Origin of the sequence: Chryseobacterium sp. MHB01 (assembly GCF_034651565.1) — a bacterium.
GTDB classification, from domain to species: Bacteria; Bacteroidota; Bacteroidia; order Flavobacteriales; family Weeksellaceae; genus Chryseobacterium; species Chryseobacterium nepalense.
Genome location: NZ_JAYEDA010000011.1, coordinates 101,612 through 127,704, shown reverse-complemented (window position 1 = coordinate 127,704; position 26,093 = coordinate 101,612). Strand labels below are relative to the sequence as shown.

The window sequence follows — 26,093 nt, the reverse complement described above, 5'->3', positions numbered from 1 at the left end:
ATCATTGATAATGTTGAGCAGGTTTTCCCCCGATTCATTAATGTAATTAAGATATTGGGTCTGAATTTCATTCAGTGGTGTTCTGAGAAGAAGATCAGAAAATCCGATCACTCCGTTGAGAGGCGTACGGATCTCGTGGCTCATATTGGCAAGGAATTCAGATTTCGCCTTACTGGCCATGTCGGCCACTTCCTTCGCATTTCTCAGTTCCTCATTAATCAATATTGCATTTGTTATATTTTGTACGGAAATAATGATACCCCCCACTTCATCTTCAGTAAGATACCAAGGTCCCACCTTCAGATCATAATGCTGAATTTCATCTTTACCTGGTATTTTAAGGGCAAAATCTCCATTAGTATATGTTTTACCCAATAAAGCATTTTGGTATATTTCTTTTCTTTCCTCCGGAACATCCTGTGATATGGCAAACAAGCTGTTTCCGATAAGATCCACATCATTCATATTGAATTCCTCTCTCCATTCGGTGCTCACGGAAACATAATTAAGGTCCTTATCAAACATGGCCAGAGGAATCGGAACATCCGTTACAAACGACTGCATCATCGCTTCTTTTCTGGTCACTTCCAGAAACATTTTTTTGAATGCATCAATATCCTGGATGATCCCGAAAACCCTGCTGCAGACCTCACCCTCAAACTCCGGGAGCCCTTGTACCCTTACCCAGATCGTAACTCCGTCATTGCGTACAAGCTGTAATTCTTCATCAAAAGGAACTCCTTCAGTCATAGCTCTGTTAAAGAGGAATTTCATTCTGTCCAGGCTATCATCTTTGAAGAAGCTGACCGCATTTTCAAAATCAGGCTGAAAATCATTTCCGACTTTATGAATTTCTTTTGTACTCTGGGACCAGAAAACAGTTCCTGTTTTCATATTGACTTCCCAGCCTCCTACCTGGGCAACGGAGCTTGTCTGCTCAAGAATTTCTTTTGTGTAAGAAAGATCACTTTCCAATTTATCCCTACGGATAAGGTCGGCTTTTAGCTGTATATAAAAGAATATTGTTACCGCAATGGCTGCAACAGCAGAAAAAATAATAAACAAAACAGTGGATTGAGAAGAGCTGTTCAGATCATTATCCTTTACAGCAAGCTGCATTTCTTCATATTTTACAAATTCCCCAACCAGCGTACGGCATTGATCCATAGCTGTCTTGTTCTGAACGAGTTCTTTTGGGGTCATTACTATTCCGTTTTTGCGTCTTTCAATGAACAATGCATTTGCTTTCATCATTATATCTGAAGTGCGCATCAGCTCATTCAGAAGCTTAAGCTGGTGTTTATCTCTAATATTTAAATCATTTATAGTAGAAATAAGCACAGCATATTGTTTCATCCCTTTATCCAGAGGCTCAAGAAAATTTTTCTGCCCTGTAAGCTGATATCCACGGATACCTGTTTCCGTATTTAAAAGAGAATTTAAAACATCTTTAACTAAACTTATTGACTCTTTACTTTTCAATAAACTTTCTCTGTTTTCCATTTGCTTTTGTATGCTAATAAAAGATGCAACAGAGCCTGCAATCAGCAGTAATAAGGAAAGTGCTACTCCAATCCGGAGATTTCTTATGATTTTTTTCGGCATTAAAAATTCTTTATGGTAAAGTAAAAAAAATAAATTCTTATATAACTAATTTAATTTAACAATTTATCATAATATACGCCAAAATAATAAGCATATATTAAAGAATCAGAGAATTAATATTTTTGAAAATCAATTGATAATTGTTCAGAACACCTACAGAAAAAGCTTATCCTTATTTTTAAAAAATAATTCTCCAGTTTGATTATCAGATATATCTAAAAATCCGAAGAAATTCTCCGGATTTTCATAGCCTCTTCATTTATGGTGATGTAGCGACTGTAATAGGGAAATCGACTGATTGTTCTCCCATAGTCAAAAATTTTTTTTACTCTTTATTACTAAAAGCATTTTTTTTAACATAAGCCGCTATATGTTCTATAGGAATCAGGTCAAGTAGATCATCTACGTTAATTATTTTGTGCTCATCCAGAATACTTTTTACGGCTTTGGATGCTCCCGGATATGTGGTAATCCGTTCCAAAAGACCGTATACATTAACCATTTTTTTATGCGTGTTTTCTGAATCACCACCAAACCAGGAACCATTGAAATGATGGCTTACATAATTTTTAGGCAGATCTTGTGAAAAATAAATCGATGGATATAAGGTCACATCATGTTTTAGCTTCTGAATGGTGTCACTATAGCGATCCGCACTATACTTTTTTTCAAGCATTTCTGAGAAAATATCAGTATTTATACGTTCTTCAAAACCTTCTTGTTTATTGTAATAGTCTACAAAATCTTTAGATAACTGATGTTTTGGTTCGGCCATCCAGAAAGCAGAATACGGTACTCCTTTAACCTCAAAACCGCATACTGCTTTTTCATTCAAGAATTCATCCAAAGGCAGCTTCAGTTCCATGTCGGTATCCATATACACCCCACCATGTTCGTACATCACTTTAGATCTTACATAATCTGAAACAAAAGCCCATTTTTTTTGGGCAAATGCTTCCTTCACATAATTATTATCATCCAGAGGGGCATTATTTTCATTCCACTCGATAATTTCATAATCCGGGTGAATTTTTTTCCAGGTAGCGATGCAATGTTCGGCCAGCTCGTCTTTAGGATGCCCTCCAAACCAGCAGTAGTGTATTTTCTTTGGTATCATAACTTAATATTTTAGAATTGGTTTGATTTAACCATACAAACATTAAACCTTTATCGAAAGCAAAAGCAATAAAAATATGCTTTTACATCAGTTTCTTGCAGATACCCTGTTTATTTTTTTCTAAATCTATTGATTTTATGCTTGATAGGTATGATATTCGATACAGCATTGATTGATTATTAATAATATTCTTATGGAACATATTTCAGATCGCCGGTACCAGCCCAGATCCTATGTTGAAATTTCCACGCCGGAATGGGTGAAAAATGCAACACTTTATGAACTCAATATAAGACAGTTTTCTGAAGAAGGTAATTTTAAAGCGATAGAAGAACAACTACCAAGACTTAAAAAGCTGGGGATTGATATCATCTGGCTGATGCCAATACACCCCATCGGGGAACTTCATCGTAAAGGAAGCTTAGGAAGCTACTATTCTGTTAAAAATTATTTTGAGGTTAATCCTGAATTCGGAACTGAAGAAGATTTCAAAAGCCTGGTAAAGAAAATCCATGATGAAGGGATGTTTGTGATTCTGGATTGGGTAGCCAATCACACAAGCTGGGACAACACTCTGGTTGCAGAGCATCCAGAATGGTACACGAAGTCGAGAAAAAATACTTTTCAGTCTACAAGATGGCGTGACTATGACGATATCATTGAATTAGATTACAGCCATCCTGAGCTGCGCCGGTATATGACTGACGCTTTGAAATACTGGATCAGCGAATTTGATATTGACGGCTATCGTTGTGACATTGCGAGTTTCGTACCCCTTGATTTCTGGGAAAATGTAAGATCAGAACTGGACACCTTAAAACCTGTTTTCATGCTGGCTGAAGGTGAAGACCGGGATTTGCACAGGAAAGCATTTGATGCCACTTATAATTGGACTTTATGGAATATCCTGCATCAGATTGCTGTTAATCATTACAGTGTTAAAACGTTAACTGAGGCCTATCTTGCAGAGCATGTATCCGTATTTCCCAAGGAGGCTTTAAGAATGAACTTTATTGATAATCACGATAAAAATTCCTGGGAGGGGACACCTTCCGGTAATTTTGGAGATGCTTTACAGGCAGCCACCGTCTTTACTTTTATGATGGATGGTATTCCTTTGGTTTACAATGGTCAGGAGGCCGGACTTGACCGTTCACTGGAATTTTTTGAAAAAGATCCCATCAATTGGCAAACGCATGACAATGCAAAACTTTATGCTACGATTTTTGATCTGAAGCACCGCAATCAGGCATTGTGGAATGGCCGTTTTGGAGGTGAAATCGTAAGAATTATGAATGATAAGATGGACCAGATCATTTCATTTGTCAGAGAGAAAAACGGCCATAAAGTACTTACATTTATTAATCTGAGCAAAGATCATGTACTCGCACAGTTTGATACATCTTTTGATAAAGGATCCTATGAAAATCTTTTCTCAGGAAAAGAACAGATTGTAGATGGTACCCTGATTATTGATTTGGAGCCATGGGATTATGTTGTACTGCAACATACTCCATCAAATTGAAGTAAAATTTTCAATACAAATTGCATTTGGCACTAATTATGAATGGTTTATTACATTAACCTTTAAATCTAATTGTTATGGGAATTAAACCAGGACCGAAAAAAGTTGCAGAATCAACGGATAAGTTAGATCAGCGCCAAAGAGATAACAAGGAAACTCCAAAGAATAAAAAAGAACTTAAACCTCATCACCACAAAAAAGGTGACTAAAAGTATTCTTAAAATTAAATAAAAATATCCCGGCATAAGCCGGGATATTTTTGTACTAAATTTAGTTGAGATCTGCATTCAACAAACTTCCTTATTTGCCGTTTAGCAATAGTATTGGTGTTAATTACATCAACTTGTCAAAATGAATAGGAAGATCATATATTCTTTTTCCTGTTGCATGGAAGATAGCATTTGTAATAGCAGGAGGCATTCCTACTCCACCGATTTCTCCCACTCCTTTTACTCCCAGGTCATTCACAAATGAATCATTTTCTTCTACAAAGATCACTTCCAGGTCATGAATATCTGCATGTACAGGAATATGATATTCCCCAAGATTGGCGTTCATATATCTTCCGAATTGATGATCGAGTATGGTTTCTTCGTGCAGTGCCTTGCTGATTCCCCAGATCATCCCTCCTAAAACCTGACTTTCCGCTGTTTTAGGATTGATAATTTTACCGGCTGCCACCGCTGTGACGGCTCTTTTCACTTCAATAACGCCAAGTTCTTCATCCACTTCTACTTCAACGAAAACTGCACTGTGAACGGCTCTTGCTTTTTTCCCGTAAGTTAATGGGTTGGGCATCGCAGAATTAGTCGTTCGGATGGCTTTACCCTCGTTTGCTTTTAAAATCTCTTTAATATCAATCTGTATTTCAGGCTGATCTTTGAGTGTGATGAAACCATTTTTAAAAATAACATCTTTAAACTTGATATTTTTTAATACTGATCCGTTTAATTCTTTAGCTTTTTTAAAAAGTTTTTTATTTAAAGCCTGGCAGGCATTCTGTACCGCAGGTCCCACCGTTGCTGTAGTAAACGATCCACCTTGGATTGGTGCAAAAGGCATTTTACTGTCGGCATATGAAAATGTAATATTTTCAACCGGAAGACCAAGTTCATCGGCTGCAATCTGGGTCATGATTGTTTTCGTGCCGGTTCCGATATCGGTAACGGCACTTTTTATTTCAACTTTTCCATCAGCAGTCATGATCGCTTCTGCGCGTCCCAAAATACGGTTGGCATCCCAAATTCCGGTAGCCATTCCGTAACCGACGAGCTTATTTCCACGCTTCATACTTCGGGGTTCAGGATTCCTTTCCTTCCATCCGAATTTTTCCGCACCTTCAAGATAACATTTTCTGAGTTCCTTACTGGAATATTCCTTATCGCTGCTTTTATCAATTTCCGAATAATTGATAAGTCTTAATTCCAGCGGATCTATATTTAACTGGTAAGCAATTTCGTCCATTGTCACTTCGATAGCGTGCATTCCGGTACTTCCGCCGGGAGCCCTCATGTCAAGCGGACTGTAAACATCTAGTGGAACAATCTCATGTTCCAGCAATGTATTTTCTGCAGGGTATAGCATATTGGCCCAGTTAACAACAATTTCCACATAATCTTCAAACCTCGACGTTTCTCCGATTGCTTTGTGATAAATTGCATTGACTTTACCTTCTTTATCAGCCCCAAATTTTGTATGCTGCAACGTTGGAGGCCGATGTCCTATCATGTACATCTGCGAACGATCTAAGGTTACACGAACATTCCGTTTTAAAGCCAATGATGCCATTACTGCCATAAAAAGCTGCTGTTGCGGACGAAGACCAGAACCAAAACCACCACCAACAAACGGTGAAATCACCTGAACGTTCTTCATTTTCAGCCCAAAAACATTGGCAACATACATTTGGGAATTGATGGTTCCCTGGGTTTTATCGTAGATGGTCAGTTTATCTTTTCCTTCGTAAATTACGGTAGAAGCATACATTTCCATAGGATTGTGATGCTCGGTGCCATGACTGAAATGACTGTCCGTTTTTACAAACGAATTTTCATATTCTTTTTCAAAATCACCGGTAGGTTTTGGCGGAGGCGGTTTCAGCAGCGATGCCAACCCTTTCTTAGGATCCCTTGCTTTATCCAAATTCGTTTTAAGATCTGTTTCAAATTTCTCCTCTTCATAGACGACTTTTATTTTTGCTGCAGCAAAACGTGCTAACTCAAAAGTTTCTGCTACGACCAAAGCGATTGGCTGACCATTGTATTTAATCTCATTATCTTTAAGCGGTTTAAAAACAATTCCCGGAGGAGCATCCATATCGGCATACTGAAAATCAAACCAGGCCGTCGAAGGTCTGTTTTCGTGGGTGAAAACCTCAACAACGCCTTCCATTTTCTTTATTTCTGAGGTATCAATGGCTTTAATTTTACCTTTCGTGATCGTGCTGTTTACGATATATCCATATAACAAATCGGGAGCGTCATATTCTGCGGCATACTTTGCTTTTCCTGTCACTTTCAGATGCCCTTCCAAACGACTTATTGGTTGTCCGACAGACGGTGTATTTTCCATAAAATTTTAATTAGCATTAATAGTAAATTATAAAGAAGGTTTTGCTCCAGGTCTCTGAGAGGTCGGATCGATTGCCATCATACAGTTTCTCACGATCGCTTTTTTAGCCAGATTAATTTTAAAGCTGTTATGTTCAAAACCTACCGCTCCCTGTAAAATAATATCTGCAGCGGCAGCAAAACTTTCAGCATTTGCCACTTTGTCCTTTAAAAATTCTTCAGCTTCTTGTACACGCCACGGTTTGTGTGAAACGCCGCCCAACGCAATTCTCGCTTCTTTAATCATTCCATTTTCAAGTTCCAGACCTGTTGCAATAGAAACCAGTGCAAATGCATAAGAACTTCTGTCCCTTAATTTCAGATAGGAATAATTTTCTGAAAATCCTTTTTCAGGCAGCTCAATTCCTATGATGACTTCACCTTTTTTCAGATTATTGTCTATGTTTGGAGTGTCTCCCGGAAGTCTGTGAAAATCTGAAAATTGTAATTTCCGGTCTCCATCTGGTCCCGATATATGAACAACTGCATCCAAAGCAGCAAGCGCAACACACATATCCGAAGGAAAAACAGCAATACAGTTTTCGCTGTGACCTAAAATAGCATGGATACGGTTGTATCCTTTAATTGCAGAACATCCGGATCCGGGAGTTCTTTTATTGCAGGGAGTATTTATATCGTAAAAATAATAACATCTGGTGCGCTGTAATAAATTTCCACCGTTGGTCGCCATATTTCTGATCTGCGCCGAAGCTCCTGCCAGAATTGCTTTTGAAAGCAACGGATATTTTTCTTCGATAAGTGGATGGTAGGCTGTATCTGCATTGGTCATTAAAGCACCGATAAGAATTCCTCCGTTATCAATTTCAACAATATCACCTATTCCCTCAATTTTATTAATATCAACTAAAGTTTCTGCCTCAGTAACAAAATATTTCATCAGATCGATAATATTGGTACCACCGGCAATGATTTTGTTGTCTTCGTTTACATTGGTCAGTGAAACTGCCTCATCAACACTGTATGCTTTTGTATAGGAAAAATTATTCATAAGTACCTTGTTTTACTGATAGTACAGCGTTAATAATTCCTCTGTTGGCACCACATCTGCAAAGATTTCCACTCATCAGATCCTGAATTTCTTCACGGGTATTCGCTTTGTTTTCATTTAATAATCCGATGGCACTGCAGATCTGTCCCGGAGTACAGTATCCACACTGAAAAGCATCATGATCAATGAAAGCCTGCTGTACAGGATGTAGATTCTCACCATCTGAAATGCCCTCTATCGTTGTAATTTCAGCATCAGCCTTCATCACACATAGACTCAGACAGCTTAGAACTCTTTTACCATCAATTAAAACGGTACACGCTCCACACTGTCCGTGGTCGCAGCCTTTTTTTGTTCCGGTAAAATGCAGATTCTCTCTGAGAGCATCAAGAAGTGATACCCAGGGAAGTACATCCAGATGATGTTCCTCTCCATTTACTTTTAGTGTAATAGATTGTTTTCCGGTATTTGCCATATCTTTGTAATTTGGTTACCGGTATTGATACAAAAAAGAAACCGTTATCCATGAAAATGTCTTATCTAAGGCAGATTAACTACTAGAAATGTTTAAATGTATTCAATCTAAATAAGAATAATGACTAAAAAAAATATTCTGTAACCTTCAGATACAGAATATTTATATGATTGTAAAATTTGAAATGATAATTTATCTGCGTGATAATGCCATAAGTATTTTATCTGGGGTAATGGGCAAATCTCTCATCCGTACACCGATAGCATTATAAATAGCATTGGCTATTGCGGGTGCCGTACCAATAATTCCAACTTCTCCGAGACCTTTGGCGCCGGAAGGATTGATATTCGGATCTGGTTTATGAATAAAATCAACCTCGATAATGGGTGCATCAGCATTTACAGCAAAATGATATCCTGCCAGATCATTACCGATTAATGTTCCCAATTTTGCATCGATCTGGTTTTCTTCCATCAAAGCCATTCCGATACCGCCAACCGCAGCTCCTGACATCTGATTTGCAGCAGCCTGACTGTTGATGATTTTTCCGCCATCTGCCACGACAGCCAGTTTTTCTATTTTCACTTTTCCTGTTCGCTTATTGACGCGGACTTTGCAAAAATGTGCCGCAGATGAACAGAACGCAAATTTTTCACGCTCACTTCCCGGTTTTGATGCTACTTCAAGACGTATTTCAGTCAGATTATTCTTTTCAAATAATTCGTCATACGAAACAGAAACTTTAGGATTACTTTTTAAACTGATGCCCGTATCCGAAAGAATAATATTTTCAAGAGCCACTTCTTTAAAGCTTTGATTAACTGACGATGCATATTCTGCCAGCTTTTGTTTTAATTCATTGCTCGCGTCGTAAACCGCTCCGCTTACAGAAGACAGCCCTGTACTTCCGCCCTGGCTTGGTGCGGGAGGAAGTGCTGAATTTCCAAGCTCTATACTGATTTTATCTTTTGAAATCCCGGTAATTTCGTGTGCGATATTCTGCATTCCGGTTCCCGTACCGGTTCCGATGTCGGTCATTGCCGTCTGGACAGTGATGGCGCCATTTTTATGCATGATAATAGCTGCTTTTGCTTCTCTTCTTCCCGCATTCCACATTCCGACAGCCATTCCGTAGCCAATATACCAATCTCCATCACTAACAGTGGTGGGAATTGATTTTCTGGCCTTCCATCCGATCATTTCAGCGCCTTTCTTCAAACCTTCGTCGAGAAAATGGGTAGACCACGGCAGATTGGAATCAGGATGTTTTTCCAGTGAGATATTTTTTAACCGCAGTTCTACAGGATCCATTTTAAGCTTGTAAGATAATTCATCTATGGCAGATTCTAAAGCAAATACCCCGGTACAGTCACCCGGGCCGCGCATCCACGTTGGAGTACTTAAATTTAAAGGAACACTTGCAGCTTCTGTCTTTAGATTGGGAAATTTATAAATTAACCTCGTCACACGGGTAATACCATCATTAAAGTTTTCATATACTGAAGTTTCGTTCTTCGCCTGATGTAAAATTCCTAAAAGATTTCCCGACTGATCTGATCCTACCTTAATTCTTTGCCAGGAAGCCGGTCTATATCCTGTCGCTGCAAACATCTGCGGACGGGTGAGCATTAGCTTTACAGGACGCCCGACCTGTTTGGCAGCCATCACTGAAGCTAAAACGTGGGGCCAGACTCTTAATCCAGAGCCGAAACCTCCTCCTACAAATTCACTGAATACTTCTATATTTTTTTCAGGAAGTTCAAATAATTTGGCAAAGGTTTTCTGAACATTGTTTACCCCCTGGTTTTTATCATAAAGACGTAAACTGTCATTTCCAGTCCAGTGGGCAATCGTAGCGTGCATTTCCATAGGATTATGCACATCTGCCTTAATATTGTATTGCTGATCTACCATGAACGGTAAATTTTGCCAGCTGTCAACGCTTCCTCTTTCTTTTCCTTCTGCTTTTAAAGCAACGGACTCTTTCTCAGAATCAAAATCTACCGCAAAACGGTCTTTCTGATACTGAGCTTCTACCAATGATGCAGCGAAAGTCGCGTCTTCCAACGTTTCGGCGATAACCATTGCAATAGGCTGACCTTTGAAAAATATTTTATCCGTATGAAAAATTGGTAAGCCAAATTTTGCTTCTTTGATTTTTTCTTCACTTGCCAACCCCGGCACCGAAGGTTTATGCAGATGGGTAATGACATCAATAACACCTTCCACTTCTTTGGCTTTATCAACCAATATTGATTGTATTTTACCGGAAGGCACCGTACTGTTTACCAGGACAGCATAACACACGTTTTTTACCTCATATTCGGCAGCATATTTACCGATTCCGGTCACTTTTTCTACCCCTTCAACGCGTCCTTCTGGTCTTTTAGACTTGATTTTCAATAATTCGAGTAATCCCATAATTGTTACTTTTTAATTTTCCACCCTTATTGATTGACACAATTTTGTAATGCTGTTACCATCGCTCCCTGAAGCATCGGAATCTTATAGCCGTTCTCAGACAGTGGTTTCAAATCTTTGGTTGCCAATCTTGCTGCTGCCTCAAAAACATCTGTTGTAGCGCGTTTGCCATTCAGAAATTTTTCCACGTCAAACCAACGCCAGGGTTTATGTGCCACGCCTCCTGAAGCCAGGCGTGCATTTTTTATTGTTTTCCCGTCAAGATCCAGTGCTGCTGCGACAGAGACCAAGGCAAATGCATACGAAGTCCTGTCTCTTACTTTCACATAGGCGGAATGTTTCCAGAATGCATTATCCGGAACTTCAATATTCGTTATTATGGCATCCTGCGGTAAATTATTGTCCAGCCAGGGCGTATCTTCCGGCAACTTATGAAAATCCTTAAATGGAATTTTAATTTCTTTCTGATCCTTCGTTTTTGCCGTTACGTTAGCATCAAGGGCTACCAGTGCTATACAAAAATCTGAAGGATGAACAGCTACACATTGATTATTATAACCTGCAATGGCACTCATTCGGTTGGCTCCATCAATAGCGCTGCAACCGCTGTTGGGCTTTCTTTTATTGCAAGGTGTCGTGACATCATAGAAATAAGGACATCTCGTACGTTGCAACAGATTTCCTGCCGAACTTGCCATATTTCTGATCTGTGGTGATGCACCGGCCAAAATAGCTTTTGAAATAAGAGGAAATTTCTCAATAACTTCTTTGTTATTTGCGACTTTACTGTTGCTAGCCATTGCGCCAATCTGCAATATGTTATTCTGATGATTTACTGTATCAGATAATGCTGTGGTTACATCAATCAGCACTTCCGGTTGAGCAATATTTTTCTTCATCAGATCTACCAGATTCGTTCCGCCTGCAATATACTGACCGACTGCTGATTTCATGGCAGAAGCTTCAGCAGCAGATTTTACTTTTTCAAAATTAAACGGTCTCATGGGCTGCAACTTTTTGAATGGATTGAACAATTCCGTTATACGCTCCGCAACGGCAAAGATTGCCGCTCATATATTCTTTGATCTCCTCTACAGAACCTGTGTGGCCTTCCTTCACACACGCAACGGCCGACATAATCTGTCCCGGCGTACAATATCCGCACTGAAAGCCATCACATTCAATAAATGCTTTCTGCATCGGATGAAGCTCATCTCCATTTGCCAGACCTTCAATCGTTGTGATCTCTTTTCCCTGGGCCATAGCCGCCAGTGTAAGGCAACTCAATGCCCTTTCACCGTTAATATGGATGGTACAGGCACCGCACTGTCCGTGGTCGCAGCCTTTTTTAGACCCTGTAAGATTTAACTGTTCTCTGAACAAATCCAATAAGGTAGTTCTCGTATCAACATAAAGCGTATGACTTTTTTTATTGATGGAAAGCGTAAGCCTGGATACGTTTTTCTTTGGAACAAGATACTGCTTTACATCCTGATAGAATGCTTTCACTGAAGACGGAATAGCCATAAAACCGGCTAGCAATCCCGAGACTTTGAGGAAGTTTCTCCTACTGTATTGTCCTTTCAATTCCATAAGTTATTTTTTTTCAATATAGTATAAATTGTATGTGGATTAGGTTTTAACAAATATCATTAAATATTATTACAAATCAATGATACACATTACAGTTTCATATACCAATATTACAGTTTTTAATTAAGGGTTCTAAAAAAACAGATATTATTTATGTAAATTTGAATATATAATAACTTTTTAATGATTTTACCTCAACAAAAATCATACTCAAGTTTTAAAATAATGATTAATCCATAAAATGTATTCTGATGAAAGAGATCAATGATATTGTAAAAGCTTATAAAAAAGCACAGATTAATGGGTTAAAAGCAGCTCTGGCAACAGTTGTAAAAGTGGAAGGTTCCTCTTACCGGCAAGCCGGAGCAAGAATGTTGGTTACTGAAGATGGAAAACTTACCGGTGCCATCAGTGGCGGATGCCTGGAAGGAGATGCCCTGAGAAAAGCATTGCTCGCCATTCATCAGAAAGACAACAAACTCATCACTTATGATACCAGTAATCCGGATGATGTCGAATTTGGAGTTCAGTTGGGCTGTAATGGGATTGTCCATATTCTTTTCGAATATATTGATGAAAACTCCTCTCAAAATTCTATCTCCCTTTTAGAAAAAACAACCGAAAATAGAAATGAATCTGTCATCGCAACCCTATTTTCACTGGAAAAGAGAAATAAGCAGACGGGAACTATCGGATTGATAAAAAAGGAAAGTACGATGATATCAGACTCTGGTTGTATTTCAGAAAGTGAGCTGAATCATTTTTATTCAGAAGTTTTAGAAAAAAAACAAAACCTACTTGCCAAACTTTCATCGAATGAAATTTTACTGCAATATATTCCTCCGCAGACAACATTGATCATTGCAGGAGCCGGAAACGACGTCAAACCTTTGGTGGAAACCGCTTCTATTTTAGGCTGGAAAACAGTAATCGCCGACAGAAGAGCAACGCATGCCCTGAAAAAGAGATTTCCACTCGCCGATGAAGTATTGCTTGCAACACCCGAAGAAATTATCAAAAACATAGAGATTCATGAAGCAACGGTTTTTGTTCTGATGACCCATAATTATAACTATGATCTCAATTTGCTGAAGCTCATTATTCATCAACCTGTACAATACATCGGATTATTAGGACCAAAAACAAGGTTCAACAGAATGATGGACGATCTTAAAAATTCAGGAATTGAATTAGGTGAAAAAGAATTAAATAAACTTTTTGGTCCGGTTGGAATAGATATTGGTGCTGAAACGTCGGAAGAAATTGCGATTTCCGTCATTGCAGAGATCAAAGCGGTCTTAAGCGGAAAAAAAGGTTCATCGCTACGGGATAAACCGGAAAAAATGCATACTGATATTCTCAGTATATAAAAAAATTATGATAACAGATCAATTCGGAAGAACCCATAATTATCTTCGGATATCTTTAACGGATAATTGTAACCTGCGTTGCTTTTACTGTATGCCGGAAGAAAATTATGATTTTACACCGCATTCAAAACTGATGCAGGCTGATGAAATTGATACCATTGCCCGATTATTTGTACAGCACGGTGTCAATAAAATCAGACTTACCGGTGGGGAGCCGTTTGTGAGAAAGGATGCTTCAAAGATCATTAGAAATCTGGGCAAACTGCCTGTACAATTGACGTGTACCACCAACGGAATTCGTATTGATGATATGCTTCCCGAAATTATTCAGTCTAATTTTCACAGCATTAATATCAGCCTTGATACTTTACAAAAGGAAAAATTCCTTAAGATTACCCGTCGCGATTACTTTGACCGCGTCCTCAGAAATATTGATCTGTTGCTGCAGCACAACATCAAAACCAAAATCAATGTTGTTGCCATGAAAGAGATTAATGACGATGAAATTTCAGATTTTATCGCTTTTACAAAAGATCATCCTGTAGAAATGCGGTTTATCGAGTTTATGCCTTTTAGCGGAAACAGATGGACCAGCAATCAGGTCATGACTCAGAAAGACATTCTGGATATCATCAGGGAAAAATATGATTTTATTCCTCAGCCAATGGGTTTTCATGATACCGCGAAGCAATTTAGCATTAATGGTCACAAAGGAAGCTTTTCAATTATCAGTACAATGAGCGAGCCATTTTGCAGTGGCTGCAATAGAATCAGACTTACCGCAGATGGAAAATTAAAAAACTGCCTGTTTTCAAAAAAAGAAACCGATCTTCTCACACCTTTACGAAACGGTGAAGATATTTTACCGATTATAGAATCTGCGATCTGGTCGAAAGCAAAAACGCAAGGCGGACAACTGAATGAACAATTCGAAAAAATAAATGCTTCCATCATTCAGAATAGAAGTATGATCAATATTGGCGGATAATGAAAAATACAGGCATTATATTACTGGCAGCAGGAAATTCTTCGAGAATGGGATCTCCGAAACAGCTTTTGATGTATCATGGAAAAACATTTTTAGAAAAAATAATTGATACTGCTTCAGAAATATTTGATCCGAATCACATTTTTTTGGTTCTTGGAGCCCATCATCATGAAATATCTTCTGTCATTAAAAATAAAAATATACACATTGTTATCAATGAAAATTGGAAATCAGGAATGGCTTCCTCCATACAAGCAGGAATGAAAACAATCTCCGAGCTTTTTCCGGAAATGGAAAGATGTTTCATTTCAGTTTGTGATCAGCCTCATCTTACGGATGATTTATTTTCAAAAATGCTTCAGTTGAAGGAGACTTCAGAAAAGGAAATTGTTGTCGCAAAATATGCCGATACATTAGGCGTTCCGGCTTTATTTTCAAAAAAATATTTTAAATCATTAATGGAACTTACCGGTGAACAGGGTGCCAAAAAGATCATTCAGCAGAATATGAACGATGTGGAATCTTTTGAGTTTGAAAAAGGTGCTGTTGACATTGATACTCCATCAGATTATAATCATTTAAAAAACCAACCATGATAAGCGTAGAAGAAGCAAAAAAAATAATCGAACAAAATATTCCGGAAAGAAAAACCCGGATTCTTCCTTTGAAAGAAGCCTTCGGACATACAACTGCAGAAGATATTTATTCAAAATATGATATCCCGAATTTTTCACAATCCTCAATGGACGGCTACGCGATCCGTTTTGAGGATAAAGATCTAAAACTAAAAGTTTCAGGCGAAATGCAGGCGGGATCCACGGAACAGTTTCATCTCGAAAAAGGCAATGCCTGTCGTATTTTTACGGGTGCTCCGCTTCCTATCGGCGCAGATACCATTGTTATGCAGGAAAAAGCCCTCATTGAAAACGAATATCTCACGGTAAATGACACCGAACTCGAAAAAGGTTTGCATGTACGAAATGCCGGAAGCGATGCTAAAAAAAATACCGTTGCGATCAGTTCAGGAAGTTGTCTTTCAGCCGCCGCGATCGGATATCTTGCCGGAATCGGATGTACGGAAGTCAAGGTTTTTGCTGCTCCATCGGTTTCGTTAATTCTTACGGGAAACGAACTCGTACAACCGGGAGAAAATTTAAATTTCGGGCAGGTTTACGAATCTAATTCTTATCAGCTTGAAAGCGTTTTAAAACAATGTGGAATTACTACTGTTAAAAGCTTTTGGGTAAAAGACGATCCTTCAGAAGTTGAAAAAACGCTGGATCTGGCCATTTCCAAAACCGATATTGTGATTTTGGTAGGTGGCGTTAGTGTAGGCGATTACGATTTTGTGATTGATGCCACAAAACAATGTGGTGTTGAACAGAAATTTCATAAAATAAAACAAAAACCCGGTAAACCATTTTATTTTGGAACCAAAGGAGAAAAACTCGTTTTCGGATTACCCGGAAATCCGTCATCGGCATTGACCTGTTTTTATTTATACATTGCGCCTTTACTTTCAGAAATGATGAAACGTCCGGCGATTACGGAGAAAACCAATGCAACTTCCACTTCTTCGTATGGAAAGAAAACCGGTCTTACCCATTTCCTGAAAGCAACCTATGAAAACGGAAAAGTAACGCCGCTTCACGCACAGGAATCGTATCGTCTTCAGTCTTTTGCAGAAGCCAATTGCCTGATGATTTTACCGGAAGATTCTGAAGGCTGTAAAAAAGATGACGTGGTTGAAATTATACTGCTAAAATAGAAATCACGCAATGAACGTAGAATTTTTTTATCTGATTTTATTTGTGATTGCGGCTTTATATGCAGCAGTCGGGCACGGTGGCGCAAGCGGTTATCTGGCGTTAATGGCTTTATACGGAATAGCTCCCAAAGAAATGAAGCCGACCGCTTTGGTGCTTAATCTGTTCGTTTCACTTACTTCTTTCATACAATATTATCGTGGAGGACATTTTAAACTCAGGATCTTTATTCCGATTGCCTTAGCATCCATTCCTCTCGCTTTCGTGGGCGGGATGATCCATATTGAAGATACTTTGTACAAACGCATTTTAGGTATTTTACTGCTTTTTCCCGTTGTCCGTTTTTTCTTTTTTAAAAGTCCGGATGACAGTGAACTGAAAGATCCCAAAATCTATTTATCTTTACTTTTCGGAGGAGTGATCGGTTTATTATCGGGAATGATCGGCATTGGCGGAGGAATTTTGTTATCTCCGGTTCTTATTTTACTGAAATGGACCAACCAGAAACAGACCGCCGCGATCAGCGCAGCCTTTATTTTTGTCAATTCCATAGCAGGTTTGGGAGGAATGTTCACCAAAGAAATTTCCTTCACTAATGATATGTGGATGTATATCATCTGTGCATTTGCCGGAGGATTGCTCGGAGCATATTTAGCTTCAAAAAAACTGAATCAGAACGGTTTGAAATATGTTCTTGCCGTTGTACTTTTAATGGCTTCCTATAAATTAATATCAAGCACTATTTAAGATTATTAAATGAAAAATTTTATTCTACTTCTTACGGTTTTCTGTACTTCTCTTGCTTTTGCCCAATCTGCAAAAAGCATTGAGATTGTCGCTCCGGATAACCAGAAAACAATTGTTACATCCGCTGAACTTTTAAAATATCCACAACATACAATAGACAGCATACAAATTACCAATCATTTAAAAGAATATAAATCTACCCTTAAAAATATCAAAGGCGTTTTGCTAAGAGATATTCTTTCAAAAATTTCATTTAAAGAAAAATCACCAAAAGTTTTAAGCGAATATTATATTACCTGCATTGCAGAAGACGGTTATAAAGTTGCTTTTTCGTGGAACGAAATCTTTAACACGACGGTTGGTGATCATATTTTAATAATTCCAGAAACCGAAAACAGACCTAAAGATGGTATTTCTACCCTCTCCCCGACCGATTTTGCGACCGGGAGACGATATGTAAAAATGCTGAAAACAATACGGCTAAAAAAAGTAAATGAATGAGCAATATAAAAATAATTAGCTTTGGCAGACTGAAAGAGATTTTAGGTCCGGATTTTGAAGCTGAAGCAGAAAACACCGATGAACTGCTCAGTCAGCTCAATGAAAAGTTTCCACAGTTGAAAGATCTAAAACTGAGAATTGCGGTTAACCAAAAAATCATTTCAGAAAATACGGAATTACAAAACAACGATGTGGCAGCCTTAATGCCACCTTATTCAGGAGGATAAATTATGTTGAATTCAGAACGATACGACAGACAAATTAAATTACAGGGTTTCGGCATCGAAGCTCAGGATAAACTTGCTTCAGCGAAAGTTCTGGTGATCGGAGCCGGTGGTTTAGGCTGTCCGGTTCTCCAATATCTCACCGCAGCCGGAGTCGGCAATATTGGTATTGTGGATGATGATCAGGTTTCATTAAGTAATTTGCACCGGCAGATTCTTTACACCTCGAATGACATCGGAAAACTGAAAACAGAAGCTGCTCTCGACCGGCTGAATGCGATGAATCCCGAAGTACAATTAAGCATTATTCCTGAGCGGATCACCACTGAAAATGCGGTCAGAATAATTTCCGAATACGATGTAATTATAGACTGCAGCGATAATTTCCCTACGCGCTACCTGCTTGATGATGTGTGCAGAATTTTGGGTAAATCCTTAATTTTCGGGGCAATTTATCAGTATGAAGGGCAGATTGCCATTTTCAATGTTAAAAGCAATGAAGGTGATGTTACGCATTACAGGCATCTTTTTCCTGAACCGCCAGAGCCGGGAGAAGTTCCGGATTGCAACGACGCAGGTGTTCTGGGCGTTTTACCCGGAGTGATAGGAACTTTACAAGCTACAGAAGCGATTAAATTACTCACAGGAACCGGCGAAGCATTAATCAACAAATTAATGACGATCAATATCCTCAATTATCAGACTGCTGTTTTTGAAATTCCTTCGTTAGATTTAACGGATAAAAATATTCCTTACAGCATCGAAGAATTTGAGAATATGAATTATCAGCTTCACTGTGGAATTGAATTTGCCGGAATTAAAAATATTTCTCCTTTAGAATTTACAAAAACAGTAAAACTTCCCGACACAATTGTTATTGATATTCGCGAAACTGAGGAACAACCAAAACTCAATCTTCCATATATTTCCATTCCTTTATCCCAATTAAAGGAAAATACAGACCAGATCAGTGACCGCAATATTATTATTGTCTGCCAATCCGGTAAAAGGAGTATAACCGGAGCAAAAATTTTACAGGAAATTTTAGGCACGGAATACAATATCAGTCATCTGGAAGGCGGCATTAATCATTTAAATAAAGAAACTCATGAGCAAGGTTAAAAATATATTCCAGAATAGTCCTATTTCACCTCTATTTATCGCGGAAAGCATTACGAAACATTCCACGAAAACGGAAATTGGTGCGCATCAGATATTTCTGGGACAAATCCGGGCAGACAAAATTGAAGATAAAACCGTCAAAGCAATCGAATATACAGCTTACGAAGATTTAGCACTCACTCAAATGGAAACGATCCGCGAAGAGATTTTTGCAAAATATAATCTTGCCTGTATGCATATTCATCACAGTTTAGGTATCGTGAATGCAGGAGAAATCTGTCTTTTTGTATTTACCTCATCAAAACATCGGAAAGAAGCAACCTTAGCCTGCAATGAAGTCGTTGAACGCATCAAAAATGAACTTCCGATCTGGGGAAGAGAAATTTTTGAGGATGAAACGCATCAATGGAAAATAAACCAATAAACCATGGTAGATATTACTTTTAAAACCTTCACCCTGCGAAAAGCAATTGCAGCGGCAACTATAAAAACTTCAGACATTTCAACGGTAGAGGCCGTACAAAACGGAACGGTTCCGAAAGGAAATGTGCTCGAATTTGCAAGAGCTTCCGCTCTACTGGCGATTAAAAAGACCAGCGATGTTATTCCTGACTGTCATCCTTTGCCAGTTGAATTTGCTGCCATTAATTATGAAATGAGTGACTTACATATTAATATCACTGTTGAGGTTCACACCATTTATAAAACCGGCGTTGAGGTGGAGGCAATGCATGGCGCTTCTGTAGCCGCTTTGGTGATTTATGATATGCTGAAGCCTATTGATAAAAATGTAGAGATCTCCAATATCAGGCTTTTGCAAAAACAGGGCGGAAAAAGCGGTCAGAAAAGTATAGAAACTGAAAACCTTACCGCTGCAGTAGTAGTTTGCAGTGATTCTGTTGCTCAGGGACTTAAAAATGACACTTCCGGAAAATTCTTGGTAGAATCTCTTAAAAATCAAGGAATTATCAATGTTGATTATTCAGTGATTCCGGATGAGATTTCTGTTATTCAGCAAAAGATAGAATTCTTTAAAAATAAAGGCTGTCATCTTCTTGTTTTTACAGGCGGAACCGGGCTTTCTGAACGGGATGTTACTCCGGAAGCGGTTTTACCGTTTATTACCAAAGAAATTCCGGGGATTATGGAGACCGCCAGAAACTACGGACAGGATCGTGTTAAAACTTCCATGCTTTCGCGGGGAATTGCCGGATTTTCCGACGATATGCTGATTTTGACATTTCCAGGATCTCACGGTGCGGTAAAAGAATATGTTCAGGCTCTTTTTCCGCAGGTTTTACATGTATTTTCCGTAAAAAAAGGAGACGGACATTAATTTCTGCTTCTCAACTTTAGAACTGTTTTCTCTATTTTTTCCACAGCTTTTTCAATCTCTGAAATTGTGGTATATTTCCCTATGCTGAATCTTATGGAAGATAATGCATCACGATCATTCATTCCCATTGCCTGAAGAACATGTGAAGGCTTTGTAGTGACAGCATTACAGGCAGAACCGCTGGAAACACATATATTTCCTAAAGAAAGGATTAGTTCTTCGGAATTGATCCCTTCAAAACAGATATTGGTGGTATTGAAAATCCGTGCAGAATGATTTCCATTGATAAATGTTTGAGGAATTTTCAGCAATACATTTTCAAGATGATTTCTTAGTTCTTTTATTTTTTGTGCATCTTCATGCATTTCCTCAAGAGCGATCTGCGCAGCCTTTCCCATACCCACAATTCCCGAGACATTTAAAGTTCCGCTTCTCAGATTATTTTGTTGGCCCCCTCCCTGAATCTGTGAATGTATTTTATTTTTAACGGAAGAAGAAATATAGAGCGCTCCTACACCTTTAGGTCCGTAAAATTTGTGGGCGGAGAAAGCCATCAAATCGATATTGAGTTTTTTTGCGTCAACTGGTATTTTCCCTACGGCCTGCGTTGCATCACAAAAAATATAACAGCCATTCCGGTGAACAATTTCGCCAATTTCTTTGATGGGATGAATGACTCCTGTTTCGTTGTTAATCAACATGATACAGACCATTAATGTTTTTTCGGTAATCAAAGATTCCAGTTCTGTAAGATTGATATTTCCCAAATGATCAACAAGGAGATAATCAACCCTGAATCCGTCTTTTTCAAGTTGCGCGCAAGTATCCAAAACAGCTTTATGTTCTGTGGTAACCGTAATAATATGGTTTTTATTCTGATCTTTTTTAAATCCTTTTAAAGCAAGGTTTACGGATTCTGTAGCTCCCGATGTGAAAATAATTTCTCTGGAGTCGGCCCCGATAAGTTCTGCTACTTCTTCCGTGGCATTTTCAACCGCTTCTCTTACAGTAAGTCCGAAAAGATGAGAACTTCCTGAGTTTGCATATAATTGATTAAAGTAAGGCAACATGGTATCTAAAACTCGCTGATCAACCGGAGTTGTAGCGTTATAATCCAGGTAAACGAAATCATTATCCATCATAACATTTTAATTCATTTATAAAAATAGCGAACTTTTTTAGATTAGTTTTAAATTTAGCCAGAGCTTGTGTACTGCCGAATATTTGTATGTTTTAAAGTAATCTTTTTGCCGAAAAACATTCATTATATTTGTATTTAGATTCACAATATGCATTCCAAGACTGATTTTCCAAAAATAAACGGACTGGTACTCGCCGGAGGGAAAAGTCTGCGAATGGGAAATCCCAAAGATAAAATCAACTGGCACGGCAAAGAACAGCGGTATTATATCGCTGATCTGTTGTCTCCATTGTGCGAGCAGGTATTTATTTCCTGCAGAGCGGATCAGCTTGAAAATTTCAATAATGAGTACCAGGCTATTACCGATACTTTTTCAAACATGGGGCCTTTTGGCGGATTGCTTTCTGCGTTGGATTTTCAGAGAGACAAAGCGTGGCTGGTCATTGCCTGTGATCTTCCTCTTTTAGACAAAAACCCGATAGAATTTCTTATCCAATCCAGAGATCCGGAAAAAGTGGCAACGGCTTATGAAAGTCCTTCTGATGGTTTACCGGAACCTCTGATCGCTATATGGGAACCTAAAAGCTATCCTTTGCTTCATCATTTTCTTTCAAAAGGAAACACCTCACTCCGAAAAATTTTAATTAACAGTGATACAACAATCCTGAAACCAGGCCACCCGGATTTTATGATGAACGTGAATACTCCCGAAGATCTGGAGAAAGCACAGAAAATATTAAAATTTTAATTTTTTAACCAAACAATTTTATTCTATACCTGTTCCTGCTGCTGCAATGATGTGTTCGTCGATCTTTTTAAAAATATCGGGATTATGTTTTTTGATTTTAATCCGGACATATTTCGAAGCGGGCATATTGGCTCCGTTCACCACATTATTAATGGAGACCAAAACATTGGTTTCCGGGAAATAGGTCATGGTACTTTTCTGCGGAATAGGATATTTTACGACAATGAAAAGTGGTGCAATCCTTTCTTTACCATCATCATAATTGAACAGATCTACATGATCTCCTTCTTTTAATCCAGCTTTTTCGATATCTTTTTCGTTCATCATAACCACTCTCCTTTCGTTGAAAATTCCACGGTAGCGATCATTTAAACCGTATACAACGGTATTGAACTGATCGTGTGTTCTTGTGGTTCCCATCAGATATTCATCTTCGTCAAGCAAATTATCCGGTACCGATGTAATGTTGAAGGCTGCTTTTCCAGGAAAAAATTCGCTGTTGAATATGCCGTCTCTTGCAGCATTCGGAAGATAAAAACCACCTTTCTGTACTACTCTTTCATTGTAATTTTCAAATCCCGGGATGCATTGCTCCACATCATGACGGATAGCATCATAACTGTTGATGAATTTATCCCAGTCAACTACGGAACGGTCTCCCAAAACAGCTTTTGCCATTCTGCACGCAACATGGATTTCGTTAATAAGATGTTCCGAAACGGGATCTAAAACTCCTTTTGAAGCCTGTATTACTCCCATTGAATTTTCCGTACTTACATGCTGAATTTCTCCATTCACTATATCTTTTTCACTTCTGGAAATTACCGGCAGGATGAGCGCTTCTTTTCCATGAATGAGATGATTTCTGTTGAGTTTAATAGAAACCATGACCGACATTTCGAGATTACGCATGGCTTCTGCAGTAAAAGCGGTATCAGGTGCCGCAGAAAGAAAATTTCCTCCCATGCAGAACATAAATTTCACTTTTCCTTCGTGCATTGCTTTCAGCGCATTTACTACATCATATCCTCCTTTTCTCGGAACGTTAAAACCATAATATTCCTGCAGCTTGTCTAACTGTTCTTTTGTGGGATGGTGATTGATAAGTAAGGTCCTGTTTCCCTGAACATTGCTGTGACCACGGACCGGGCAGACTCCTCCCCCGCGAATCCCGATGCTCCCCTTCATTAATAAAAGGTTTACAATATTATAGATCATTTCTACACCGTTATGCTGCTGCGTAATTCCCATTCCCCAACAAATAATGATGCGTTTTTTTGAAGCAATCATATGTGCTGCTTCCTTCAAATTTTCTACCGCAATTCCGCATTGTTCCGACAAAAAATTTATGTCATAGCGTTTTAATTCTTCAGTCAGGGCTTCAAAACCGGCTGTTTTATTCGTTATAAAATCATGATCAAGAACTTTTCCCGGATTTTTCGCTTCTTCTTCCAAAACAAGGATTTGAAGCGCTTTTAAAAGTGCCATATCTCCGTTGATCTTTACGGGAAGATGTAAATCTGATAATTCAAAAGGCTTATTCAGTAATGCACGGACATTCTGAGGATCTTTGAAACCTTTCAGACCGGCTTCCGGCAGCGGATTAATTCCTATAATTTTCGCTCCGTTTTTCTTTCCTTTTGTAAGGGCAGAAAGCATTCTCGGTGAGTTGGTTCCCGGATTTTGTCCGATAATAATAATTAAATCAGTATCATAAAAGTCTTCCAGTTTTACAGTTCCCTTTCCTATTCCGATACTTCTGGAAAGTGCATAGCCTGAAGTTTCATGACACATATTGGAGCAGTCCGGAAAATTATTGGTCCCGAATTCCCTGGCAAATAGCTGATACACCCACGTTGCCTCATTACTCGTTCTTCCTGAGGTGTAAAATATGGCTTCATCCGGCGAATCCAGTGCGTTTAATTTTTCTGAAATTTTTGCAAAGGCATCATTCCAGCTTATCGGCTGATAATGTGTTCCTCCTTGCGGAAGATACATCGGTTCTGCAATCCTTCCCAGCTGGCTGATTTCAAAATCTGTCATTTTTGCTAAATCATATACAGAATTTTCTTTAAAAAAACCTGCACCGATTTTTTTTGAAGTAGCTTCTTCTGCCAAAGCTTTGGCTCCGTTTTCGCAATATTCTCCTAATTTAGAACGCTCATCATCCGGATCGGGCCAGGCACAACTGGGACAATCGAATCCGTTAAACTGATTCATGCTGAAAAGAGCTCTCCCACCCCGAAGAACAGAAGCATTAAGAACAAGCTGATCTATGGAATGGATAACGGCGGGAACTCCCGCTGCCCAATTTTTCGGAGACTTTATTTTAAGGTCCGCTAACTGATATGGAGATTCCGCAGAAGGTGTTTTGCTGCTTTCTTCTTTTTTACTGAACAGATCTTTGTTTTCCATGATTTTCTACATTTAAAAAAATGAAAGACTTAACATTTAATATTCGGATTAGGATAATTGTCGCTTTGATCTTCCAGGGTGTTATCAATACAGACAAAATCTTTTTCCACCAAAATCTTTACCAAACCGGATTGTCCTTCAAAACCTACTCTATCGGTAGAAATCCACTCATCAATCATGGTTTCAGGCATTTTCAGAATAATTTTATTTTCAATGAAAACTGTTGAAAGTTCCGAATCTTCTGTTTTTTCAATAGCATAGACAAAAGAGCGGTTGATGAATGCTGTGGTGTTTGAAATCTTTCCGCTTTTTCCTAATTCTGCTACTTCGGACTGAGTTAAACGGTATCTTACTGAATGGTCTTTAATTCTTATTTTCATAATAAATTTTCAATTTTAAAATGGCTTCCGCAGTGGTAAATATTAAATCGGTTGTTGCGCAGAAAGCCTAATAAAGTCATATCGAATTCTTTTGCAAGTTCTATTGCCAGACTTGATGGGGCTCCTATTGCAGCAACAGTTGTAATTCCCGCCATTGCGGCTTTCTGAATCAGCTCAAAGCTTGCTCTCCCGCTGAGAAGCAAAATTTTATTATCCAGTGGAAGTAAATTTGCAGACAGCACATATCCTATAAGTTTATCCAAAGCATTATGCCTTCCCACATCTTCGCGTAAGGCAAGAAGGTTACCTTCCAAATCAAAAATACCGGCAGCGTGTATACCACCGGTAATACTAAAATTATTCTGAAACGACTGCAGCTTTTCAGACAGCTGATACAGTATTTCCAGAGAAACTTCCGTATTTTCTTTTTTATGTTCTTTAAAAATGCTCACTGTTTTAATGGATTCTATAGAAGCCTTTCCACAAACACCACAGCTGGAAGTAGTATAAAAATTTCTTTCCACTTTCATAAGTTCAGGAACGAAAGATTCATTCAGTTCGACAATGATGCTATTTTCGCTGTTCTTTGAACAGGCATTCTCCGGATAACAGATGGTTTTTATCTGTTCGTTACCGGTAATAATTCCTTCTGTAAATAAAAACCCGACCGCCAGTTCCGGGTCATTTCCGGGGGTTCTCATGGTGACCGATATATTTTTAGATTCTTTTTTACCCGCTAAATAATATATAATCCTTATTTCCAAAGGTTCTTCCACAGAGACATCATCTGTATAACGAAGACAGGTGCTATCCTTTACCTTAACGATTTCTATCTGCTTTACCGATGTACCTGATAACAGATGCGCTTTCATAATTTATAACAATTGTAAATAAAGGTACAAATTTTATCTATCAAATAGAAAATGGGCCGAAATCATTTTACAGCTATACTTTTCATTTCTTCTTTTATTAGTGAATGCTTTTAATTCCGTTAAACATAT

General features: G+C 38.5%; 25 protein-coding genes. 13 read left to right on the top strand and 12 right to left on the bottom strand.

The annotated features are described in order from the left end of the window. Positions 1-1,605 (bottom strand): histidine kinase dimerization/phospho-acceptor domain-containing protein (locus U9K52_RS17040; protein ID WP_322927493.1); only part of this gene is annotated, 1,605 nt, incomplete at its 3' end. A gap of 325 nt (positions 1,606-1,930) precedes the next feature. Continuing rightward, positions 1,931-2,722 (bottom strand): glycosyltransferase family 32 protein, encoded by a 792-nt coding sequence (locus tag U9K52_RS17035; protein WP_263602848.1) that lies wholly within the window; start codon positions 2,720-2,722, stop codon positions 1,931-1,933. Between the two features lie 193 nt (positions 2,723-2,915). Here U9K52_RS17035 and U9K52_RS17030 point away from each other — a divergent pair, with 193 nt between their 5' ends. Beyond that, entirely contained in the window at positions 2,916-4,247 is a 1,332-nt protein-coding gene (locus U9K52_RS17030; RefSeq protein ID WP_322927490.1) for an alpha-amylase family glycosyl hydrolase, read from the top strand. Positions 4,248-4,324: 77 nt separating this feature from the next. Continuing rightward, a complete protein-coding gene (locus U9K52_RS17025; protein ID WP_262484279.1) occupies positions 4,325-4,456 on the top strand; it encodes a hypothetical protein in 132 nt (43 codons plus the stop codon). Positions 4,457-4,580: 124 nt separating this feature from the next. Here U9K52_RS17025 and U9K52_RS17020 read toward each other — a convergent pair whose 3' ends face one another. The 6 genes from U9K52_RS17020 to U9K52_RS16995 all read right to left on the bottom strand — a co-directional run bounded on the left by U9K52_RS17020 (position 4,581) and on the right by U9K52_RS16995 (position 12,354). Further along, positions 4,581-6,818: a xanthine dehydrogenase family protein molybdopterin-binding subunit gene (locus U9K52_RS17020; RefSeq protein ID WP_322927489.1), complete on the bottom strand. Its 2,238-nt coding sequence runs from the start codon at positions 6,816-6,818 to the stop codon at positions 4,581-4,583. A 27-nt stretch (positions 6,819-6,845) separates the two neighbouring features. After that, on the bottom strand, positions 6,846-7,865 hold the full coding sequence (locus U9K52_RS17015) for a xanthine dehydrogenase family protein subunit M (protein ID WP_322927487.1): 1,020 nt from the start codon (positions 7,863-7,865) through the stop codon (positions 6,846-6,848). After that, the gene (locus U9K52_RS17010) at positions 7,858-8,340 is read right to left on the bottom strand and encodes a (2Fe-2S)-binding protein (protein WP_322927485.1); all 483 of its coding nucleotides are present in this window, start codon (positions 8,338-8,340) and stop codon (positions 7,858-7,860) included. Before U9K52_RS17010 ends, U9K52_RS17015 begins: the two co-directional genes overlap by 8 nt. Before the next feature lie 192 nt (positions 8,341-8,532). Then, positions 8,533-10,761 (bottom strand): xanthine dehydrogenase family protein molybdopterin-binding subunit, encoded by a 2,229-nt coding sequence (locus U9K52_RS17005; protein WP_322927483.1) that lies wholly within the window; start codon positions 10,759-10,761, stop codon positions 8,533-8,535. A 26-nt stretch (positions 10,762-10,787) separates the two neighbouring features. After that, positions 10,788-11,765: a xanthine dehydrogenase family protein subunit M gene (locus U9K52_RS17000; protein ID WP_322927481.1), complete on the bottom strand. Its 978-nt coding sequence runs from the start codon at positions 11,763-11,765 to the stop codon at positions 10,788-10,790. Beyond that, positions 11,752-12,354 carry a (2Fe-2S)-binding protein gene (locus U9K52_RS16995; protein WP_248393791.1) on the bottom strand — a complete coding sequence of 201 codons (603 nt, stop codon included), beginning with the start codon at positions 12,352-12,354 and terminating at the stop codon, positions 11,752-11,754. Before U9K52_RS16995 ends, U9K52_RS17000 begins: the two co-directional genes overlap by 14 nt. A 251-nt stretch (positions 12,355-12,605) precedes the next feature. Between U9K52_RS16995 and U9K52_RS16990 the strand changes: the two genes are divergently transcribed. Genes U9K52_RS16990 through moaCB form a run of 10 tightly spaced genes read left to right on the top strand, consistent with a single transcriptional unit; the run spans position 12,606 to position 20,408 of the window. After that, complete coding sequence (locus tag U9K52_RS16990; protein ID WP_322927480.1) at positions 12,606-13,724, top strand: XdhC family protein; 1,119 nt, start codon at positions 12,606-12,608, stop codon at positions 13,722-13,724. 7 nt (positions 13,725-13,731) lie between these two features. Continuing rightward, on the top strand, positions 13,732-14,712 hold the full coding sequence (gene moaA, locus U9K52_RS16985) for a GTP 3',8-cyclase MoaA (RefSeq protein WP_248393793.1): 981 nt from the start codon (positions 13,732-13,734) through the stop codon (positions 14,710-14,712). Then, the gene (locus U9K52_RS16980; protein WP_322927479.1) at positions 14,712-15,308 is read left to right on the top strand and encodes a nucleotidyltransferase family protein; all 597 of its coding nucleotides are present in this window, start codon (positions 14,712-14,714) and stop codon (positions 15,306-15,308) included. The genes moaA and U9K52_RS16980 overlap by 1 nt, the downstream gene beginning before the upstream one ends. Next, complete coding sequence (glp, locus tag U9K52_RS16975) at positions 15,305-16,480, top strand: gephyrin-like molybdotransferase Glp (RefSeq protein ID WP_322927477.1); 1,176 nt, start codon at positions 15,305-15,307, stop codon at positions 16,478-16,480. Before U9K52_RS16980 ends, glp begins: the two co-directional genes overlap by 4 nt. Positions 16,481-16,490: 10 nt before the next feature. Continuing rightward, complete coding sequence (locus U9K52_RS16970; protein WP_322927475.1) at positions 16,491-17,225, top strand: sulfite exporter TauE/SafE family protein; 735 nt, start codon at positions 16,491-16,493, stop codon at positions 17,223-17,225. Between the two features lie 9 nt (positions 17,226-17,234). Beyond that, positions 17,235-17,726 (top strand): hypothetical protein, encoded by a 492-nt coding sequence (locus tag U9K52_RS16965; protein ID WP_322927474.1) that lies wholly within the window; start codon positions 17,235-17,237, stop codon positions 17,724-17,726. After that, a complete protein-coding gene (locus U9K52_RS16960; RefSeq protein WP_322927473.1) occupies positions 17,723-17,953 on the top strand; it encodes a MoaD/ThiS family protein in 231 nt (76 codons plus the stop codon). The genes U9K52_RS16965 and U9K52_RS16960 overlap by 4 nt, the downstream gene beginning before the upstream one ends. A gap of 3 nt (positions 17,954-17,956) precedes the next feature. After that, positions 17,957-19,072 (top strand): HesA/MoeB/ThiF family protein, encoded by a 1,116-nt coding sequence (locus tag U9K52_RS16955; RefSeq protein ID WP_322927472.1) that lies wholly within the window; start codon positions 17,957-17,959, stop codon positions 19,070-19,072. Next, positions 19,059-19,496 (top strand): molybdenum cofactor biosynthesis protein MoaE, encoded by a 438-nt coding sequence (locus tag U9K52_RS16950; RefSeq protein WP_248393801.1) that lies wholly within the window; start codon positions 19,059-19,061, stop codon positions 19,494-19,496. Before U9K52_RS16955 ends, U9K52_RS16950 begins: the two co-directional genes overlap by 14 nt. Before the next feature lie 3 nt (positions 19,497-19,499). Next, entirely contained in the window at positions 19,500-20,408 is a 909-nt protein-coding gene (gene moaCB / locus U9K52_RS16945; protein ID WP_322927471.1) for a bifunctional molybdenum cofactor biosynthesis protein MoaC/MoaB, read from the top strand. Here moaCB and U9K52_RS16940 read toward each other — a convergent pair. After that, positions 20,405-21,550, bottom strand: coding sequence for a cysteine desulfurase family protein (locus U9K52_RS16940; RefSeq protein ID WP_322927470.1), 1,146 nt, complete (start codon positions 21,548-21,550; stop codon positions 20,405-20,407). The genes moaCB and U9K52_RS16940 overlap by 4 nt on opposite strands. Before the next feature lie 147 nt (positions 21,551-21,697). On the opposite strand from U9K52_RS16940, the gene U9K52_RS16935 reads away from it, so the two are divergent. Next, positions 21,698-22,297, top strand: coding sequence for an NTP transferase domain-containing protein (locus U9K52_RS16935; RefSeq protein ID WP_322927469.1), 600 nt, complete (start codon positions 21,698-21,700; stop codon positions 22,295-22,297). A gap of 18 nt (positions 22,298-22,315) precedes the next feature. Here the strand turns inward: U9K52_RS16935 and U9K52_RS16930 are convergent, their stop codons facing one another. Genes U9K52_RS16930 through fdhD form a run of 3 tightly spaced genes read right to left on the bottom strand, consistent with a single transcriptional unit; the run spans position 22,316 to position 25,964 of the window. Next, a complete protein-coding gene (locus U9K52_RS16930; protein ID WP_322927468.1) occupies positions 22,316-24,712 on the bottom strand; it encodes an FdhF/YdeP family oxidoreductase in 2,397 nt (798 codons plus the stop codon). A gap of 29 nt (positions 24,713-24,741) precedes the next feature. Beyond that, positions 24,742-25,092 (bottom strand): DUF7009 family protein, encoded by a 351-nt coding sequence (locus tag U9K52_RS16925; protein ID WP_248393811.1) that lies wholly within the window; start codon positions 25,090-25,092, stop codon positions 24,742-24,744. Next, complete coding sequence (fdhD, locus tag U9K52_RS16920; RefSeq protein ID WP_322927466.1) at positions 25,089-25,964, bottom strand: formate dehydrogenase accessory sulfurtransferase FdhD; 876 nt, start codon at positions 25,962-25,964, stop codon at positions 25,089-25,091. The genes U9K52_RS16925 and fdhD overlap by 4 nt, the downstream gene beginning before the upstream one ends. Positions 25,965-26,093 lie beyond the last annotated feature (129 nt).

Excerpts from the sequence above, each read along its gene's own strand:
- U9K52_RS17035 (WP_263602848.1), bottom strand. The coding sequence starts at position 2,722 with ATGATACCAAAGAAAATACACTACTGCTGGTTTGGAGGGCATCCTAAA.
- U9K52_RS17030 (WP_322927490.1), top strand. The coding sequence starts at position 2,916 with ATGGAACATATTTCAGATCGCCGGTACCAGCCCAGATCCTATGTTGAA.
- U9K52_RS17025 (WP_262484279.1), top strand. The coding sequence starts at position 4,325 with ATGGGAATTAAACCAGGACCGAAAAAAGTTGCAGAATCAACGGATAAG.
- U9K52_RS17020 (WP_322927489.1), bottom strand. The coding sequence starts at position 6,818 with ATGGAAAATACACCGTCTGTCGGACAACCAATAAGTCGTTTGGAAGGG.
- U9K52_RS17015 (WP_322927487.1), bottom strand. The coding sequence starts at position 7,865 with ATGAATAATTTTTCCTATACAAAAGCATACAGTGTTGATGAGGCAGTT.
- U9K52_RS17010 (WP_322927485.1), bottom strand. The coding sequence starts at position 8,340 with ATGGCAAATACCGGAAAACAATCTATTACACTAAAAGTAAATGGAGAG.
- U9K52_RS17005 (WP_322927483.1), bottom strand. The coding sequence starts at position 10,761 with ATGGGATTACTCGAATTATTGAAAATCAAGTCTAAAAGACCAGAAGGA.
- U9K52_RS17000 (WP_322927481.1), bottom strand. The coding sequence starts at position 11,765 with ATGAGACCGTTTAATTTTGAAAAAGTAAAATCTGCTGCTGAAGCTTCT.
- U9K52_RS16995 (WP_248393791.1), bottom strand. The coding sequence starts at position 12,354 with ATGGAATTGAAAGGACAATACAGTAGGAGAAACTTCCTCAAAGTCTCG.
- U9K52_RS16990 (WP_322927480.1), top strand. The coding sequence starts at position 12,606 with ATGAAAGAGATCAATGATATTGTAAAAGCTTATAAAAAAGCACAGATT.
- moaA (WP_248393793.1), top strand. The coding sequence starts at position 13,732 with ATGATAACAGATCAATTCGGAAGAACCCATAATTATCTTCGGATATCT.
- U9K52_RS16980 (WP_322927479.1), top strand. The coding sequence starts at position 14,712 with ATGAAAAATACAGGCATTATATTACTGGCAGCAGGAAATTCTTCGAGA.
- glp (WP_322927477.1), top strand. The coding sequence starts at position 15,305 with ATGATAAGCGTAGAAGAAGCAAAAAAAATAATCGAACAAAATATTCCG.
- U9K52_RS16970 (WP_322927475.1), top strand. The coding sequence starts at position 16,491 with ATGAACGTAGAATTTTTTTATCTGATTTTATTTGTGATTGCGGCTTTA.
- U9K52_RS16965 (WP_322927474.1), top strand. The coding sequence starts at position 17,235 with ATGAAAAATTTTATTCTACTTCTTACGGTTTTCTGTACTTCTCTTGCT.
- U9K52_RS16960 (WP_322927473.1), top strand. The coding sequence starts at position 17,723 with ATGAGCAATATAAAAATAATTAGCTTTGGCAGACTGAAAGAGATTTTA.
- U9K52_RS16955 (WP_322927472.1), top strand. The coding sequence starts at position 17,957 with ATGTTGAATTCAGAACGATACGACAGACAAATTAAATTACAGGGTTTC.
- U9K52_RS16950 (WP_248393801.1), top strand. The coding sequence starts at position 19,059 with ATGAGCAAGGTTAAAAATATATTCCAGAATAGTCCTATTTCACCTCTA.
- moaCB (WP_322927471.1), top strand. The coding sequence starts at position 19,500 with ATGGTAGATATTACTTTTAAAACCTTCACCCTGCGAAAAGCAATTGCA.
- U9K52_RS16940 (WP_322927470.1), bottom strand. The coding sequence starts at position 21,550 with ATGATGGATAATGATTTCGTTTACCTGGATTATAACGCTACAACTCCG.
- U9K52_RS16935 (WP_322927469.1), top strand. The coding sequence starts at position 21,698 with ATGCATTCCAAGACTGATTTTCCAAAAATAAACGGACTGGTACTCGCC.
- U9K52_RS16930 (WP_322927468.1), bottom strand. The coding sequence starts at position 24,712 with ATGGAAAACAAAGATCTGTTCAGTAAAAAAGAAGAAAGCAGCAAAACA.
- U9K52_RS16925 (WP_248393811.1), bottom strand. The coding sequence starts at position 25,092 with ATGAAAATAAGAATTAAAGACCATTCAGTAAGATACCGTTTAACTCAG.
- fdhD (WP_322927466.1), bottom strand. The coding sequence starts at position 25,964 with ATGAAAGCGCATCTGTTATCAGGTACATCGGTAAAGCAGATAGAAATC.